Below are 17995 nucleotides of genomic sequence, written 5' to 3' on the forward strand. Positions count from 1 at the left end.
GCTTGTCGCGCGGCGGAACCAGCGTCTCGCTCGTCCCGGCATCGTGTCTCCGCCGGACAGCGGCCCTGCGTGTTCCGCGGTGTGGCAGGGAGTGCAGGAGCGGTCGCGGGCTATCGCGGCGAGGTGATGACAGTGCTCCGCCGATGGGGTTAACTGCGATTGTGCCCGTTGCCGTCTGCCGAAAGAGTCGGCCGCTGTTCACGAATCGACATGTGCACGTGCATCCGGAAACGACTTCGTCTGCCGTTCGCGGCACTTCGATGTATGACGTGAGGCCGGCGCCGGGCTGTGCCGAGGTCGGATGCGGCGAGAAACCGCGACAGTGAGCCGATGGTGCTCAGGAGTCCAGACGGGCCTGATAGACGCTCGCGAGGTCGCGCAGGGCAGTGGCCCCGTCGCCGGCGAAACTCGAACCGTGCATGATCGCCAATGTGGTCGGCGCCAACCCGGCGAGCCGATTCAGGGCGGCGGGCACAGCGGGCCCCAGCGACGTGGGATGAAAGACGTCCTCCGCGACGCCCGCCCGATCCACCAGATCCGATGAGGTCAGCGCTGGTCCGTTGCCGAGTTGAGTCATCAGATCGCCGCAGAACAGCACGCCGGTGGTCTCCTCGTAGAGCACCCGCGCCTCCCAGTTGTGCGGCGCGTGCGGGGTGTCCAGATGCCGAATTCGACGGCCGCCGAGATCGATCACCTCGCCGTCGGACAACCGGCGAGGCAGACGGTCGGCCAGATCGTCGAGCGAGACGAGGCATCCGACCAAGCCGTGGGCCACCTGGGCGTGCGGCGCGGCAGCGAGGAAGAGGTTCATCGCGCCGCACTCGTCGGCTTCCACATGTCCGAAGGTGATCCAGCGCAACCGCTCCACCGGCATGATCCGCGTGATCTCCGCGGACACCACCGGGAACAGCGCGCGCATGCCGCAGTGGAACAGCAACGGTTCCTCGGCGTCGAGAAGGAATTGGTTGAACGTGAAGCCGGTGGGCCCCACCTCCGGAATGAAGGTGGAGATGCGGTAGATCTTCTCGGCTATCTCGTCGGTGTGGGTTTCCATCGGAAGTCCCTGGTCGAAGTGGTCCCCCCATTGTCGTGGATCGCCAGCCGCCATGCGGCAAATTCCTGGTTCTCCCCGGGCAACCGGAGCGACAGCGTTGATGTCGTCGCAGATGTGGTCGTCACGCATGTGTTGGACCGGAAGGCTGTGCGGTGGCGGGACCCTCGACCGTGTGATATGCGCGCTCGCGATGACGCTCGGAAGCCGGCTGCTAGCTGATGGGCACTTCCGCGGCCGGGCGGTGCAGAGTGGATCGGCGGGCGAACGTCTCGGCCGAGCTTCAGCGCACTTCCCGCTATCCGAGACTCATCCTATGTTTTTAAAGAGGATAGTAGTACTCTAAACCATCTACCTGCAGTTTCACTATGTGAGATTCGGGCGTCCTTCGGGCGATGCTCGAATCTATCCAGCGAGGAGTGTCACGTGCTGGAAATCGACCACTTCAGCCACGGGTGGCTCACACCCATCGTCGCCTATGTCATGTCGTTCACCGGTTCATTGCTGGGATTGCGATGCATGGCCAGGTCCCGCAGCGGTTCCGCCCGTGACGGCTGGTTGCTCGCCGCGGCTGTCGCGATCGGCGGCACCGGAATCTGGGTCATGCACTTCATCGCGATGCTCGGTTTCGCCATCGACGGGGCATCGATCCGGTATGACGTCCCGATCACCCTGATCAGCGCGCTGATCGCGATCGCGGTGGTCTGGATAGGACTGCGCATCGCCCATCAGCGGACGCTGGGGCCGCTGGCGCTGTTCTCCGGCGGCGCGGTCACCGGTCTCGGTGTCGGCGCGATGCACTACGCGGGCATGTACGCGATGAAATCCGACGCGATGATCGGCTACGACGGACGGATCGTCGCGTTGTCCATGGTGATCGCCGTTGTCGCGGCGACCGCCGCGTTGTGGTTCACGTTGCACGTCCGAGGCACGGTCGCCACCGTCGGCGCGGCGCTGGTGATGGGTGTCGCGGTGTCGGGCATGCACTACACGGGCATGTTCGCGATGCATGTCCACGAAACCCAGCACATGCATCCACCGTCCGGGGCAGGCGCGACGCAGTTGCTGACCCCGTTGATTGTGAGCATCAGCCTGGTTACCGTGCTGCTACTGCTCCATCTCGGCGTCACCGAGGTAGACGACGAGAACACCTATGTCCCGCAGGGCAGGCATGCCGCCAGTTACTGGCCGACTCGCGACTGAACGAACCGTGCGGTCTCCTGTCGTCGGTCCTGTCGGCTGACGCGGTAGCTGCCGCCGGGAGCGGACCTGCCGCGTACGGGTGCGGCGAAGTTTTCGCTGCCGGATGCGGGGTAAGCGCGCCGAGAGCCGGTTGCTGAGATGACCGGCCGCTCCCAGCCGAAGCAGGAGGTGGCGATGCGCATCGGGTACAAACTGGCGGCCGAGGCTTTCGGCCCGAACGAGCTGGTCCGCCAAGCCGTCAGGGCCGAAGCGGCCGGGTTCGACTTCGTCGAGATCAGCGACCACTTCCATCCGTGGCTGGACAACCAGGGGCATTCGCCGTTCGCCTGGACCGTGCTCGGAGCGATCGCGGCGAAGACCGAGCGGATCGAGCTCGCGACCGGCGTGACCTGCCCCATCCTGCGATACCACCCCGCGATCATCGCGCAGGCCGCGGCCACTCTGGCGATCATGTCCGACGACCGTTTCACCCTCGGGGTCGGTTCGGGCGAACGTCTCAACGAACATGTCGTCGGCCGTGAGTTCCCGCCCGTGCGTATCCGGCAGCGGATGCTTCGCGAGGCCCTCGAGATCATCCGTTTGCTCTGGAGCGGCGGCTACCAGTCCTACGACGGTGAGTTCCTGACCGTCTCCGAGGCCCGCGTCTTCGACCTGCCCGAGACGCTCCCGCCGATCGCCGTCGCCGGTGGCGGGCCGGACGCGGCGCGGATCGCCGCCGAACTCGGTGACGGCCTGTTCGCCACCGAACCGAAGCCCGAACTCGTCGACAGCTATCGCGCGGCGGGCGGCACGGGCCCCCGATACGCGGAGGTCGGCATGGCGTGGGCTCCCGACGAGGAGACGGCCGCGAAGGCGGTGCTCGATACGACGCGCTGGGCGGTGACGGGATGGAAGGTGATGAGCGAGTTGCCGAACCCGGTCAATTTCGCCGCCGCGACGACCACTGTCCGCTTGGAGGACATTCTCGACAACTTCGCCTGCGGTCCGGACCCGGCCCGGTACCTCGAGGCCGCGAAACAGTACACCGACGCGGGCTTCGACCACCTCGTGATGCAGAACGCGGGCCCCGACCCGGACGGCTTCCTGGACTTCTACCGCCGTGAACTCGACAAGCCGCTCCGGGCTCTGACACCGAGCACCTGAGTTCGAGAGTCCGGCCGCGTCGCTCGCGGCACCGACGCCGCGGCGAGGGGTGTAGCCCGGTGTACCCGGAGGCCGCTCGCGCGGCGCTCCTTCGGGGCCCGGTCCGCTCACCGGGCCTCCGGTGTGGGCAGCCGAGGGGCCGGGTCGATCAGGACGCCGGGATTGAGTATTCCGGCGGGATCGAGTGCCGATTTCGCCGCCCGCAGCGCCGCGGCGAAAGGTTCGGGCCGCTGGCGGTCGTACCAGGGGCGGTGGTCGCGGCCGACGGCATGGTGGTGGGTGATGGTCGCGCCGCCGACGTGGAGTGCCTCCGAGACTGCGGTCTTGATCTCGTCCCACTGCTCGACGGTCCGGCCCCAGCGGCCTGTGGCGTAGATGCCGAAGTAGGGCGCGGGCCCGTCCGGGTAGACATGGGTGAACCGGCAGGTCAGCACGCCGGTCACCCCGGCGGATCGGAACGCGGCCGCGGTCGCTTCCTGCACTGCCGCGCGCAGAGCCTCGAAACGATCCCACGTGCACGCGGTTTCGAAGGTCTCCACGATCATGGACTGGGCTGCGAGCGCATCGCGCTGGTACGGCATGCGAAGGAACGACGAGCGCCACGTGTCGGCCGCGCCAGCGCGCGCCGGGTCTTTCGCCGAGTCGGTGGTGCGGATCCCGTCCGGAACGGCGCCGCCGTGCTCGCGGCAGATCTGCGCTGCCCGGCGCATCGGTTCGTCCACGGGGTGGTCCGCGGACTCGAATCCGAGGACCAGCACTCCACCGGCCGCCTCGACGCCCGCGTTGATGAACGCCTCCACCGGATCGAGCAGCCGGCAGTTCGCCGGATACAGTGCGGACTGGGCGATGGCGCGCGTCGCGGCCACGGCCGCCCCGTAGTCGTCGAACACCACCGAGGCCCCGGATCGCCGGTGCGGACGATCCTGCACGCGCATCCACGCCTCGGTGATGACCCCGAGGATGCCCTCCGATCCGAGGAACATCCGGTCCGGCGAGGGGCCCGCGCCCGACGCGGGAAGCCGTCGCGATTCACTGATCCCGGCGGGGGTCACCACCCGCATCGATTCGACCATGTCATCGATGTGGGTATAGACGGTCGCGTAGTGGCCGCCCGCCCGGGTGGCCAGCCAGCCGCCGAGCGTCGAGAACTCGAACGACTGCGGGAAGTGTCGAAGCGTCAGGCCCTCCGGCCGTAATCCCGCTTCCAGCGCCGGACCCAGAATGCCCGCTTGAATCCGCGCCGCCCGGCTGGTGCGGTCGAGTTCCACGATCCGGTCCATGCGGCCGGTGTCGAGGGCCACGGCCCCGGCGTAGGCGTCGGCGCATCGGGGTTCGACACCGCCCACCACCGACGTCCCGCCGCCGAACGGCACCACGGCGACGCCCGCGCTCGCGCACCAGTCCAGGATGTCGACCACGTCCTGCTCGGCGCGTGGTCGCAATACTTGATCGGGTACCTGATCGACTCGGCCGAGCAGATTGCGCACCACGTCGCGAAAGGCCTGCCCGCTGCCGTGCGCGACGCGATCGCCGAGGTCTTCCGAGGCCAGCGTGGCCAGGGAATCCGGCACCCGGACGCGAGGCGCGGGCACATCCAGCGACGTCGGGTCCGGCGCGTCGTGCACTGTGAGATCGGCCGTCGGGAGCAGGGCCGCCACCCGCTTGGTCAGCGCCTCTCGTTCGCGGCCGGTCACCGCGTCTTCCCGGTTGCCCCATCCCCACCATGACCTCGTGGCCATCTCGGCTCCATTCGCAGAACGCGCGGCCTCGGCTACGGGGCGAGCGCGTTGTTCCGGGTGACGATCAACGGGTCGGTGGGAGTGAAGGGCAGGTCGGGGAGGGCGTCGAGGGCGACGCCGAAGGTCGCGGCGAGCACCTTGCGGGAGTAGGCGCTCATCGAGGCACGGTAGCCGATGTCGGCGGGCGTTGGTTGGTCGAAGAAGATCAGCAGGTGGATCTCCGGTGCGTCCACGACCTCGATGTGATGCGGATAGGCCCGGGGGACGAAGTACACCTCGCCTTCGTGCACGGTGTAGGTGTCCAGGGCGCCGTCCGGATCCATGATCGTCATCCGTGCCGAGCCTCGGTGGACGTAGCCCATCTCGGCGGTCACGGGGTGCCAGTGCGGTTCGCGCATACCGTCTTCCCGGACCCGCAACGAGTACATCGATATGTCGTGCAGTGCCGGCCAGAACTGTGCGCGGGCGGTGCGCGCGGAGCCGACCGGCGAGTCCACCGGCGCGGGCATCGCCTCGAGTGCGAAGTGGTGCGGGTCGCCGAAGTGGGCGGTGGATGGGATGTCGGGGTCGCCGTCGCGTTTCACCACGAACTTCGCGGTGGTGTCGCGCCGGATCGCGGCGAAGTCCTCGGCGGGCAGGTCGTAGGTATTGCCGAGAACCGAATCGGTCATCGCGCCGAGTGCGGCGCCGAAGCCGAAGTCCTCCGGTCGTTCGTGGCGGAAGGCCAGGATGAATTCCGCGTCGGTGTCGCCGACGTTCTCCACGTGGTGCAGTGCGCCGGAATCGATGTGGAACATCTCGCCCGCGCGCACCAGGAACGAGGAGAATCGGCTGCCGTCGTCCAAGACCGAGACCAGTGCCCGTCCCGCGGTGCAATAGGTGAGTTCGGTGGCGTTGGCGTGCCAGTGCGGTTCGCGGATGGCGCCCGGTGCGAGCGTCAGGCGTTTGATCGACAGCCCGCTGAGAATCGGGAAGCTGTCGGCGGTGAGTCGCGTGAGTGAGCCGAGTTCGCTGCGGTAGATCTCTTCGCCCTTGCGTAGAGAGGCGACATGAAGGGATGGACTTCGCACGGTTCCTCCTCGCTCGCGGTCAAAGGATCGTTCCGGTTCGATCATGCCGGTCTCGGCGCGTGAGCTCCCTGGGAAACCGGAGCCGGTGGGTGGAAAACCCGGATCATCCGAGGTGATTTCTCTCACATTTATTACGTGCAGAAATGAATGTAATTCACATCACACCATGTCGTAGCCCAAAGTGTGCCGGGGTACCCCTGTTACCTTTCCCAACCTGGGCGCGCCGATCCGCGCCGAGTTCGCTAAGGTCCGATCCGCACGCTCGGGTCATGGTTCACGCATTTGAGGCACTGCTTCTGGCTCCATAGCCAGAGCGGACAGTGATCGACCAGAGAGTGAACTCGCCGCCGTATGACAATGACACGCCGTTCCGCACGTCGCGCCCAACATTCACGAGCACGCAATCTCCTGTTCCCCCAACTGCTTACCGCCGCGGTCGATACGGCGTTCGATTCCGCGGCCGTCCGGTACAATCCCACGGGCGATCCGGCGGATCAGCGTGAGCTCAGCTACCGGGAGCTGGACGAGACGTCCTCGCGATGGGCCCGCTACCTGATCGGGTTGGGTGTGGGGCCGGGAGACTTCGTCGCGGTGGCCATCACCCGCTCGGTCGAGTCGGTGCTGGCGGTCTGGGCGGTCGCGAAGACCGGCGCCGCCTACGTGCCCATCGATCCGTCGTATCCGGCGGAGCGAATCGCGCAGATGCTCGCGGATTCCGGGGCGGCCGTCGGCCTCACCACCTCGGCGCATCGGGCCGCACTCGCCGCGCCCGGGATGGAGTGGATCGAACTCGACTCCGCGGTCCACCGGCGGCGAGCCGCCGCTGAGCCCGGTCATTCGGTCTGCTATCTGGACCGGTCGCGTGCGCTGAGCGAACAGCACCTCGCCTACGTGATCTACACCTCCGGCTCGACGGGCAGGCCGAAAGGCGTCGCGGTCACCCACGCCGGCCTCGCGAGCCTGGTCGAGCACGAGATCGCCGCGCGGGCGGTGACCAGCCGCTCGCGTGTCTCGCACCTGTGCACACCGAGCTTCGACTTCTCGGTGATCGAGATGCTGCTCGCCTTCTCGGCGGGCGCGACTCTGGTCGTGGCGCCGCCCACGGTGTTCGGCGGGGTCGAGCTGGCCGATCTGCTGCGGCGCGAGCGCGTCACGCATCTGTGCATCACCCCGGGAGCGCTCGAATCCATCGATCCGGCCGGACTCGACGATCTGAAGGCCATCTTGTGCGGTGGGGAGCGGGTGAGCCCCGAACTGGCCGCCCGGTGGGCGACCGGCGACCGGTCGTTCTACATCGTCTACGGCCCCACCGAGACCACCATCTTCGCCACCGGCACCGAGGCGCTGCGCGCGGGCGGCGCGACCCATATCGGCACTCCGGTACCGGCGCTGGGCGTCCATGTTCTCGACGCGCGGTTGCGGATGGTGCCAACGGGCGTGATCGGGGAGCTGTATCTGTCCGGTCCCGCGCTGGCAGAGGGATACCTCGGCCGACCCGCGCCGACCGCCGACAGGTTCGTCGCCAATCCGTTCGCGGCGGTACCCGGCGCGCGCATGTATCGCACCGGTGATCTGGTTCGGCGCACCTCGGCAGGACTTCTCGAACATCACGGCCGGGTGGACTTCCAGGTCAAGATCCGGGGGCTGCGGATCGAGCTCGGTGAGATCGACAACGCGCTGACCGCCCACCCCGACGTCGACTACGCCGCGACCCTGGGCGCGACGCTGCCCTCCGGTGGCGCGGCGCTGGTTTCCTACGTGCTGCCGCGGGTGAAGTCCACTCCGTGCGGCAGCGGCCGGGTGGCGCCGGACACCACCGAACTCATCGAACTGCTCGCGAAAACCCTTCCCGCCTATATGGTTCCGGCCGCGATCACGGTACTCGACGAACTACCACTGACGCCGGTCGGCAAGCTGGATCGCGCCGCGCTGCCGGAGCCCGTGCTCACCGCCAAGCAGTTCCGGGCGCCCGGCACGCCGACCGAGCGGGTGGTGGCCGAAGTCTTCGCCGCGCTGCTCCTGCCGCCGGGCGCCGCCGAGCCCGGCCGCGTCGGCGCGAACGACGACTTCTTCGAGCTCGGTGGCAATTCGCTGATCGCGACGCAGGCGGCCGCGCGGCTGGGCGCCGCACTGGGCGTCCGCGTTCCGGTCGCGCTGCTGTTCGAGGCGTCGGTGGTGGCGAAACTCGCCGGACGCCTGGACGAACTGGGCCCGGGGTCGCATTCCGTCCCGCGACCGATGGCTCGACCGGAGCGGGTGCCGCTGTCGTTCGCGCAGCGGCGGATGTGGTTCCTCAACCGGTTCGACCCGGCCGGAGCGAGCAACAACATCCCGCTGGCGGTGCGGCTGAGCGGGCAACTGGACGTGGACGCGCTGCGGGCCGCGATCCGGGACCTGGTGCAGCGGCACGAGGTGCTGCGGACCAGCTACCCCGAGCACGAGGGGATGGGCAGCCAACGGGTGCACCCGATGACGGATCCGGTCGCGGTACCCGAGCTGCCGGTGCTCGACGTCGCCGAAGCCGAGATCCCCGAGCGTACGGTGGCCGCGGTGGTCGAGGGCTTCGACGTCACGGCGGCGCCGCCGATCCGGTTGCGCCTGTTGCGCTCCAACGAGACCGAGCACGTACTGGTCGGCGTGGTCCACCACATCGCCGCGGACGGCTCCTCCATGGGCCCACTGACCACCGACCTGATGACCGCGTACTCGGCCAGGGCCGCAGGCCGCGCTCCCGCCTGGACGCCGCTGCCCGTGCAATACGCGGATTACACGCTGTGGCAACGCGAAATGCTCGGCGCGCAGAGCGATCCGAACTCCCTGTTCGCCCGTCAACTCGGGTTCTGGCGGGAGCGGCTTGCCGAGCTGCCGCCACGACTGGACCTGCCCGCCGACCGGCCGCGCCCCGCGGTGTTCTCGGGCCGGGGCGCCACGCACGAATTCAAGATCGACGCGACGGTGCACGCGGCGCTGAACCGGCTGGCGCACCGAAACGACGCGACGTTGTTCATGGTCGTGCACGCCGCGTACTCCGTCCTGCTGGCCCGGCTGTCGAACACCCGCGACATCACCGTGGGCACACCGGTGGCCGGCCGCGGCGAGGCCGCCGTGGACGGCCTGATCGGCATGTTCGTCAACACCCTCGCGCTGCGCACCGAGATCGATCCGGGCCACACCTTCGCCGAGCTGCTCGAGCGGGTGCGTACCCGCGACCTCGAGGCGTTCGGGCAGGCCGACGTGCCGTTCGAACGCCTGGTGGAGGTGCTGGACCCGGTGCGGTCGAGCGCCCATCACCCGCTGTTCCAGACGATGCTGACCTTCCAGAACTTCGCGCAGGCGACGCTGGAACTGCCCGCGCTCATGGTCTACGCGCTGGACTTCACGCTGCCGCTGGCGAAATTCGATCTCGAACTGACCATGGTGCCGCACGAGGACGAGCTGACGCCGCTGGGAATCTCGGCGGCGTTCACCTATTCCACCGAACTGTTCGACGAGGCGACGGTGGCGGGGTTCGCCCGGCGGCTGTGCGGGATCCTCACGGCCGTCGCCGATTCGGCGGATCACGTAGTCGGGGAGATCGAACTGCTCGATGCCGCGGAGCGCACCGCGATCCTGGGCAAGTGGAACGAGACCCGTTACCAGGTCCCCTCGGGCCTGGTGCTCGACGGGTACCGGCGTGCGGTGCAACGGCATCCGGACGATGTGGCGGTCGTGTACCTGGACCGGCAACTGACCTATCGCGAGTTCGACGAGCGGGTCAACCGGCTCGCCCGGGTGCTCATCGACCACGGTGTCGTCGCGGAAACGCTGGTGGGACTGGCGGTTCGGCGTTCGCTGGATCTCGTGGTCGGCATGTACGCGATTCTCACCGCCGGTGGCGCGTACGTTCCACTGGACCCCGATCATCCCGCCGAGCGGATAGCGCACGTGCTCGACGCCGCCCGCCCCGTCTGTGTGCTCACCACATCCGCCGACGCCGTGCCGATGCCCGGCCACGTCGCCGTCCTGCGGCTGGACGCCCTCGGAGCCGATCAGCGCTCGGGCGCTCCGCTGCGATCCGAGGAGTTGACGCGCACGGTGCTGCCGGAGCACCCGGCGTATGTGATCTTCACGTCGGGCTCGACCGGACGCCCGAAAGGTGTGGCGGTCTCGCACAAGGCGATCGTCAACCAGATCGAGTGGATGCTCGCCCAGTACCCCATGGGACCGGGGGAGGCGTATCTGCAGAAGACCGCTGCCACCTTCGACGTCTCGTTGTGGGGCTACCTGATGCCGCTGCGGTCGGGCGCGAAGCTCGTCGTCGCCGAATACGACGGGCACCGCGACCCGGCCTATCTCGCCGCGACCGTCGCCGAGCACGGCGTCACCGTCACCGATTTCGTGCCGTCGATGGCGACGGAGTTCGCCGCGCACGCGGCGGCGGAAAGCCTTGTGACACTGCGGCATCTGTTCCTCATCGGCGAAGCTCTGCCGCCGGAGACCGTGCGCGCGATCCGGTCGGTCACCGGTGCGCAGGTGCACAACCTGTACGGCCCCACCGAGGCCGCGGTGTCGGTGACGTACCAGCCCGCCGGGACGGGTGACGCGACGACGGTGCCGATCGGCAGGCCGCAGTGGAATACCCAGGTCTACGTGCTCGATTCGCGCCTGCGGCCGGTGCCGCCCGGGGTTCCTGGCGAGCTGTACCTCGCCGGGGACCAGCTCGCCCGTGGATATGTGCGCCAGGCGGCACAGACCTCGGGCCGTTTCGTCGCGAACCCGTTCGTCCGCGGCACGAGGATGTACCGAACGGGCGACCTGGCCCTCTGGCGCGCACCCGGCCCGGATGGGCCCCAGCGACTGGAATATCTCGGGCGCACCGATTTCCAGGTGAAGTTCCGCGGACTGCGGATCGAGCTCGGTGAGATCGAGACCGCGCTGCTCGCACAGCCGTCGGTGAGCCAAGCGGTCGCGGCGGTGATACCTTCGGCGTCGGGGGAGCGGCTGGCGGCGTACGTGGTCGCGTGCCCCGGGCAGGTCGTCGACCGCGACGAACTCATGGCCGCGATCTCGGCGGTCCTCCCCGCGTACATGATGCCGTCCGCGCTGATGGAACTCTCCGCCCTGCCGCTGAACGCGAGCGGCAAACTCGATCGCAAGGCGCTGCCCGCACCGGCGGTCGAGGTCAGGGAGTTCCGGGCCGCTCGCAACCCCGTGGAACGGGCCGTGGCGCAGGTGCTGGCCGATCTGCTCGGTGTCGAGCGAGTGGGCATCGATGACGACTTCTTCGCGCTCGGCGGCAATTCGCTGCTCGCGACCCGGGCCGTCGCGCGGGTCAACGAGGCGCTGCGATCGCAGGTCACCGTGCGCGATCTGTTCGAGGCGCCCCTGGTCGCGGCGCTTGCCGCGAGGGCGGCCGCCGGTGGCGCGGGCACCGCTCGTCCGCCTTTGGCGCGGTCGCGCCGACCGGATCGCATCCCACTCTCGCTCGCCCAGCAGCGGATGTGGTTGCTCAACCGCATCGACCCGGACTCGCCCGCCTACCACCTGCCCTTCGCCGTCCGGCTCACCGGCGTCCTCGACCCGACCGCCATGAGCCACGCGGTCGCCGACGTGCTCGAACGGCACGAAGTGCTGCGCACCCGCTACCCGGTCGACGCCGACGGACAGCCGTATCAGGAGATCCTTCCGGCGCGCGCGGTCCTTCCCCGCGGCCTCGCGGTCGAGCACGGCGTCACCGATGTCGCGGACATGGTGAACGAGCTGATGTCCGCGGGCTTCGACGTGACCGCGGCCGCACCCGTTCGGCTGCGGCTGTTCAGCTCGGGCCGCGATCATCTGCTCGTCATCGTGACCCATCACATCGCGGCGGACGGATCGTCACTCGCGCCGCTGGCCCGTGATCTGGTGACCGCTTACTCGTCCCGTCTCGCGGGCGCCGCGCCGGCCTGGCCATCCCTGCCGGTGCAGTACGCCGATTTCGCGATCTGGCAGCGCGCCGCCGTGGGATCCGAGGACGACGGCGATTCCATAGCAGCACACCAAATGTCGTATTGGCGCGACCAGCTGGCCGGCTTCGCGGGGCCGCTGGAGCTGCCGACCGATCACCCGCGCCTGTCGACCGCATCGACCCGCGGCGCGTCGATCGGCCGCACCATCCCGGCGCGGATCCACGAGCAGCTGACCCGGATCGCGCGCGACCACAACGCGACGCTGTTCATGGTGGTGCACGCGGCGCTCGCCACTCTGGTCGGACGCCTGTGCGGCGCCACGGACGTCGTGATCGGTACCCCGGTCGCGGGGCGCGGCGACCGCGCACTCGACGACCTGGTCGGGATGTTCGTCAATACGTTGGCGCTGCGTGTCGAGGTCGACCCCGGCGCGACCTTCGATGATCTCGTCGAACGGACCCGGGAAACGGCTCTCTCGGCGTTCGCCAATGGTGACGTGCCATTCGAGCGTGTGATCGAGGAAAGCGCCCCCGCGCGCACCGGAGCACACAACTCGCTGTTCCCGGTGATGCTGTCGTTCCAGAACATCGAGCAGCCCACCCTGCAACTGCCGGACCTGACGATCACCGCTGTCGGCAACGGCGAGACCACGGCAAAATTCGATCTGCACGTCGCCGTCGAGCCACGGCTTCGCGACGACGGCCGGTCGGAACTGGCCGTTACCTTCACCTATGCCACCGAACTCTTCGCCGAGCCGACCGTCCGCGCCTTCGCCCGCCGGTTCGAGCGCATCGTGTCCGCGGTCGCGGAAGATCCCTCGGCACGGGTGTGGGACATCGACATTCTCGACGAGGACGAAGGCTTTCCGGCGACAGCGCACTGGAATGAGGCGGAGAATGCCTCGACAGCGACGCTGCCCGAGCTGATCGGTGAGCAGGTCAGGCGCAGGCCCGAGGCGGCGGCCGTCCGATTCGGTGCCGCCACGCTGAGCTTCGGGGCGCTGTGGCGGCGCGCGAATCGCATCGCCCGCGCGCTGATCGCGGCCGGAGCGGGCCCCGAAACCGTTGTGGCCGTTGCGGTGCCGCGCACCGAAGAGCTGCCGGTCGCGCTGCTCGGGGTACTCATGGCAGGCGCCGCCTACCTGCCCATCGACCTCACCTATCCGGCGCAGCGCCTGGCCTTCGTCCTCGCCGACGCGGCGCCGGTGTGCGTGCTGACCACCGCTGCCGAGCGCCCGGCGCTCCCGGACGCCGAACTGCGCACCGTCTTGCTGGAGCAGACGGCGGAGTTCGCCGACGATCCGATCACCGACGCCGACCGGATAGCGCCGCTGCTCGCGGACAACCTGGCCTACGTGATCTACACCTCGGGCTCGACGGGCGTGCCGAAGGGTGTCGGCGTGACGCACCGCAATGCGGTGCGGCTGTTCACCGAGGCGCAGCCGCTGTTCGCCTTCGGCGAGGGTGACGTCTGGACGCTGTTCCACTCCTTCGCCTTCGACTTCTCGGTGTGGGAGCTGTGGTGCGCACTCGTGACCGGCGGCACCGTCGTCGTGGTCGACTACGCGACATCGCGCTCACCGGAGCTGTTGCGCGAACTGCTCATTCGTGAGCGGGTGACGGTGTTGAACCAGACGCCGTCGGCCTTCCGCCAATTCGTCGAAGCCGATCGCGACGCCTCGACCGCCTCCGGGGAATTCTCCCTGCGGTACGTGATATTCGGCGGTGAGGCGCTGGATCTGCGGCACCTGCGACGCTGGTCCGAGCGCCATCCGGGGGACACGCCGCGATTGGTCAACATGTACGGCATCACCGAAACCACCGTGCACGTCTCTTTCCTCGAGGTCGGTGCGCACCTGATGGACAGTCCGGTCAGCCTGATCGGCCGGGCGCTGCCCGGGCTGGACACCCACGTGCTGGACCTCCGCCTGCGCCCGGCGCCGTTCGGTACTCCCGGTGAGATCTATGTCGCGGGGGCTCAGCTGTCCCGCGGCTACTCCGGGCGGCCCGGGCTCACCGCGACGCGGTTCGTCGCGAATCCGTTCGGCCCGCCGGGATCCCGGATGTACCGCTCGGGCGACCTCGCGCGCTGGGGCCGATTCGGCGACGACGTCGTGCTCGCCTACGCCGGTCGCGGCGACCAGCAGGTGCAGTTGCGCGGCTTCCGGATCGAGCTGGGCGAGATCGAAGCGGCGCTGCTGCGTTGTCCCGGCGTGTGCCAGGCCCTCGCGCTGGTCCGGACCGATCCCGCCCTCGGTGATCAGCTCGTGGGCTACGTGCTACCCGAGCCGGGCGCGCGGCCGGACCCGGCCGAATTGCGCGGTCGGGTGGCCGAATACCTGACCGGTTACATGGTGCCCGCCGCGATCGTCGTGCTCGATGCCATCCCGCTGACCCCGAACGGCAAGCTCGACCGGCGGGCCCTTCCCGCGCCCGCATTCCGTACGCGTGAATTCCGCGCGGCCGCCACCCCTGTGGAGGCGACCGTCGCCGCCGCCTTCGCCGCCGTGCTCGGCGCCGAGCGCTTCGGCATGGACGACAATTTCTTCGAACACGGCGGAAACTCCCTGCTCGCCGCGAAGCTGACACTTCGGCTGTCGACCGCGCTCGGCACCAGGATTCCGGTGATGCGGGTGTTCACCGCACCCACGCCCGCGCAGCTGGTCGCCGACCTGTCCCGCCGTGCGAGCGGCGCGGTGGAGACCGAAGCGGCCTTCGACATGCTGCTGCCGCTGCGCCCCGCGGGTTCGGCCGCGCCGCTGTTCTGCGTGCACCCCGTCTCGGGAATCTCCTGGTCGTATGCCGGCCTCGCCGCCTACCTCGACCCCGAACGACCCCTCTACGGTCTGCAGACGCCCGTGCTCGCGACCGACGAGATGATGCCGGCTTCGATCGAGGAATGGGCCCACCGCTATATCCGGCTGATCCGCTCGCGACAACCGGCCGGTCCCTACCATCTGCTCGGCTGGTCCTTCGGCGGCGTCATCGCGCACGAGATGGCCGTGCAATTGCAACGCGAGGGCCAGCAGGTCGCGTTGCTCGCGGTGATGGACAGCTACATGGCGGACCCGCCGGGCACCCCGCCCGGCGACGCGGGCAAGGTGCCGGTGGCCGAGTTGATCGGCGGTTTGCTCGGTGAGCAGGCCGGCGACCTCGGCAATGTCGCGGATGTGGACTGGGCCGCGCTTCCCCAGAAGATGACCGAACTCCCCGAGCCGTTCGCGTCGTTCGGCTCCGACCGCGTCACCCGGATCCTCGACGCGGCGGTGCACTCGGTGGCGCTACGCAGCGCGTATGACCCGCCCGTGTACCGGGGCGACGTCGTCTATTTCACCGCCGCGCTCGACGATCCGACCGGAACTGTCGGCGCGTCGATCTGGAGCGAGGTCATCGACGGGCAGGTGCACAACCACGCCGTGCCGACGACGCATTGGCGGATGACCACGGCATCGGGTCTGGCCCGGATCGCCGAAGTGCTGACACGGGCGTGGCATGCGGGCGAACCGGAGGGGGAACACCCGGTCCGCCGGTGAATCAGCGGCGCGGCCGGGCTTCGGCGGCCTTCGGCCGGATCCACCGACGGCCCGGTACCGGAGCGGAAGCCGGAGTGCCCTGCTTTCGGTGACCTTCGGCCATCATCTCGCCCGGCGCTTCGCGCCATGCTGAGAGGACGAACCGGAATGAGCATGCCCATGACAGAACTACGGCCCCTCGATTCGGGCTTCATGGAACTAGAGGACTCCGACCGGCATATCAGTCTCGGAATCGGCGCGGTGGCGATCATCTCCGGCGCTCCGCCGGGCAGGGGTGAGTTCGGCCGCATCCTCGCCAGGGGAGTGCAGCAGAACGCACGCCTGCGCCAGAAGGTGCGGCGGGCGCCGCTCGACCTGGCCACGCCGGTGTGGGAGGACGACCCGAATTTCGACCTCGCACACCACATCCGATGGACCGCGCTGCCCACGCCGGGTGACGAACGCGCGCTGTGTGAACTGGTGGCCACGGAACTGGAGGAGCGGCTCGATCGCGACCATCCGCTGTGGCAGTGCGTCGTCGTCGAACATCTCGCGGGGGACCGCTGGGCGCTGCTGGTCAAAGCGCATCACAGCCTGGTGGACGGCGTGTCCGGTCTGTCGGTGTTCCGGAGTCTCTGCGATTCCGTACCGGGAGAGGTCGAGAACCACGCGCCCGAGCCGCGAAGTCGTGCCGGGATGCCGTGGCTCGACGTGGTGCGAGGTGTGACGCGGCTGCCCGTCGTCGTGCCGCGCTCCGTGGCCGCCATGACGCGCGGTCTGACACCACTGGTGTCCGCCGTCGTGTCGCCCGCCGCGGAATGTTCGCTCAACGGACCCATCGGACGTCAGCGCCGGTACGTCGTGGCCCGGGCCGCCCTGTCGGACGTCCACGAGATCCGCGCGGCGTTCGACGTCACGGTCAACGATGTCGTCCTGGCCGCGGTCGCCGCCGCTTATCGCGACCTGCTGGTCGGCCGCGCCGAGCGGCCCGCTCCGGACAAACTGCGCGTTCTCGTCCCGGTGTCGATGCGATCCGAGCAGGCGAAATCCACGCTGGACAATCGGGTTTCGGCGATGCTGCCATTCCTGCCGATCGATGTCGCCGACCCGGTGGAACGGCTGGACGAGATTCGGCGGCGGATGACCGGACACAAGTCGCGAGGCGAAGCGCAAGCGGAGAACTCGGCGCTCGCGCTGGCGGGCCGGCTCCCGTTCGCGCCCATCGCGTGGAGTCTGCGTCTGCTGGCGCGGTTTCCGCAGCGAACCGTCGCCGCGCTGGTGACGAACGTGCCCGGTCCACGCGAGCGGTTGACCGTGCGGGGGCACGCGGTAACCGAACTGCTGCCTGCCACGCCCATCGCCATGCGGTTGCGCACCGCGATCGCGGTGCTCAGCTATGCGGGGCAACTGACGTTCGGGATCACCGGGGATTACGACACCGCGCCCGATATCGCGGTGCTCGCCGAGGGCATCGAGCGGGAGATCAAGCGGCTCCGGGAGCGTGCGGGGCTCCGGCGACCCTCCCGGCCGGAGGTGACCGAGCCGTGAGGAGTATCGGTCGGCGGGTGGCTCGGCCCGCCGCAGCGCCTGCCGGGAGAGGACCGATCGGGGACTTTCTGCCCTGTCCGGCAGTAGGACCCGGTGATGGTATGGGAGGCCGTGGTGTCGAGTGAAGACCGGAAAGCGAGGTCGTTGCCAGGTGGAAGCACGCGCGATGTGCCCGAGTACGAGATCATGATCTCCTCCGGCGGCCGCGTCGCGGATAACGGCATCCCCGGCCGCACGATGGTCGAGATCGACCGTGACGAGGCGCTGCGGCTGCTGGCCGGTGTGGCCTACGGGCGCGTGGTGTTCACCCGCGATGCGCTCCCGGCGATCCGCCCGGTCAACCATTTCGTCGACGGTGGCGCGGTCATCGTGCGTACCCGGGTCACGTCGCGGCTCACCGACACCGTCCGTACCGATCCCTCCGTCGTCGTGGCCTATGAGGCCGATGACATCGACGCGGTGAGCCATGTGGGCTGGTCGGTCGTCGTGACCGGCCTGGCCCGGACGGTCACCGATCCCGCCCGGGTCGCGCGCTATACGCGGCTGCTGCGACCTTGGGCCGAGGGGATGATGGATACGGTCATCGCGATCGAACCCACCATCGTCACCGGCTTCCGGCTCGTCGAGGAACAGCGCTAGGCCGCAGCGGGCGAAGGTGGTTCGGATTTACCGAACCATCATCCCGAGAATTATTTGTGGGCATATCCGGCGAGGTCCTGCGCGGGTTCCGCCCCTCACGCGCGAGTTCGTTGCGGGAAATAACCCACTCCATGGCAGGCGGGCACGATGGGCATAGGCGCGGT

General features: G+C 68.9%; 8 protein-coding genes. 5 read left to right on the forward strand and 3 right to left on the reverse strand.

Annotation, left to right across the window (positions count from 1 at the left end; translation table 11 throughout):
• Positions 1-337: 337 nt before the first annotated feature.
• Positions 338-1054: an MBL fold metallo-hydrolase gene (locus ACGF7Y_RS07985; RefSeq protein WP_393230579.1), complete on the reverse strand. Its 717-nt coding sequence runs from the start codon at positions 1052-1054 to the stop codon at positions 338-340.
• A 423-nt stretch (positions 1055-1477) separates the two neighbouring features.
• Here ACGF7Y_RS07985 and ACGF7Y_RS07990 point away from each other — a divergent pair, with 423 nt between their 5' ends.
• Both ACGF7Y_RS07990 and ACGF7Y_RS07995 read left to right on the forward strand, forming a co-directional pair.
• Positions 1478-2254 (forward strand): MHYT domain-containing protein, encoded by a 777-nt coding sequence (locus ACGF7Y_RS07990; RefSeq protein ID WP_393230580.1) that lies wholly within the window; start codon positions 1478-1480, stop codon positions 2252-2254.
• A gap of 174 nt (positions 2255-2428) precedes the next feature.
• On the forward strand, positions 2429-3397 hold the full coding sequence (locus ACGF7Y_RS07995; RefSeq protein ID WP_393231030.1) for a TIGR03557 family F420-dependent LLM class oxidoreductase: 969 nt from the start codon (positions 2429-2431) through the stop codon (positions 3395-3397).
• Positions 3398-3504: 107 nt separating this feature from the next.
• Here ACGF7Y_RS07995 and ACGF7Y_RS08000 read toward each other — a convergent pair whose 3' ends face one another.
• Entirely contained in the window at positions 3505-5136 is a 1632-nt protein-coding gene (locus tag ACGF7Y_RS08000) for an FAD-binding oxidoreductase (protein ID WP_393230582.1), read from the reverse strand.
• 32 nt (positions 5137-5168) lie between these two features.
• A complete protein-coding gene (locus tag ACGF7Y_RS08005) occupies positions 5169-6251 on the reverse strand; it encodes a cupin domain-containing protein (RefSeq protein ID WP_393230585.1) in 1083 nt (360 codons plus the stop codon).
• Between the two features lie 312 nt (positions 6252-6563).
• Between ACGF7Y_RS08005 and ACGF7Y_RS08010 the strand changes: the two genes are divergently transcribed.
• The 3 genes from ACGF7Y_RS08010 (at position 6564) to ACGF7Y_RS08020 (ending at position 17831) form a co-directional block, all read left to right on the forward strand.
• On the forward strand, positions 6564-15665 hold the full coding sequence (locus ACGF7Y_RS08010) for an amino acid adenylation domain-containing protein (protein WP_393230587.1): 9102 nt from the start codon (positions 6564-6566) through the stop codon (positions 15663-15665).
• A gap of 159 nt (positions 15666-15824) precedes the next feature.
• Complete coding sequence (locus tag ACGF7Y_RS08015) at positions 15825-17192, forward strand: wax ester/triacylglycerol synthase family O-acyltransferase (RefSeq protein WP_393230590.1); 1368 nt, start codon at positions 15825-15827, stop codon at positions 17190-17192.
• 189 nt (positions 17193-17381) lie between these two features.
• Positions 17382-17831, forward strand: coding sequence for a pyridoxamine 5'-phosphate oxidase family protein (locus ACGF7Y_RS08020; protein WP_393231032.1), 450 nt, complete (start codon positions 17382-17384; stop codon positions 17829-17831).
• Positions 17832-17995: the final 164 nt, after the last annotated feature.

It is taken from the genome of Nocardia sp. NPDC047654 (assembly GCF_043205035.1).
Lineage (GTDB): Bacteria > Actinomycetota > Actinomycetes > Mycobacteriales > Mycobacteriaceae > Nocardia.

Bases quoted from the DNA above. Each gene is read 5' to 3' on its own strand.
- ACGF7Y_RS07985 (WP_393230579.1), bottom strand. From the start codon at position 1,054: ATGGAAACCCACACCGACGAGATAGCCGAGAAGATCTACCGCATCTCC.
- ACGF7Y_RS07995 (WP_393231030.1), top strand. From the start codon at position 2,429: ATGCGCATCGGGTACAAACTGGCGGCCGAGGCTTTCGGCCCGAACGAG.
- ACGF7Y_RS08000 (WP_393230582.1), bottom strand. From the start codon at position 5,136: ATGGCCACGAGGTCATGGTGGGGATGGGGCAACCGGGAAGACGCGGTG.
- ACGF7Y_RS08005 (WP_393230585.1), bottom strand. From the start codon at position 6,251: ATGATCGAACCGGAACGATCCTTTGACCGCGAGCGAGGAGGAACCGTG.
- ACGF7Y_RS08010 (WP_393230587.1), top strand. From the start codon at position 6,564: ATGACACGCCGTTCCGCACGTCGCGCCCAACATTCACGAGCACGCAAT.
- ACGF7Y_RS08015 (WP_393230590.1), top strand. From the start codon at position 15,825: ATGACAGAACTACGGCCCCTCGATTCGGGCTTCATGGAACTAGAGGAC.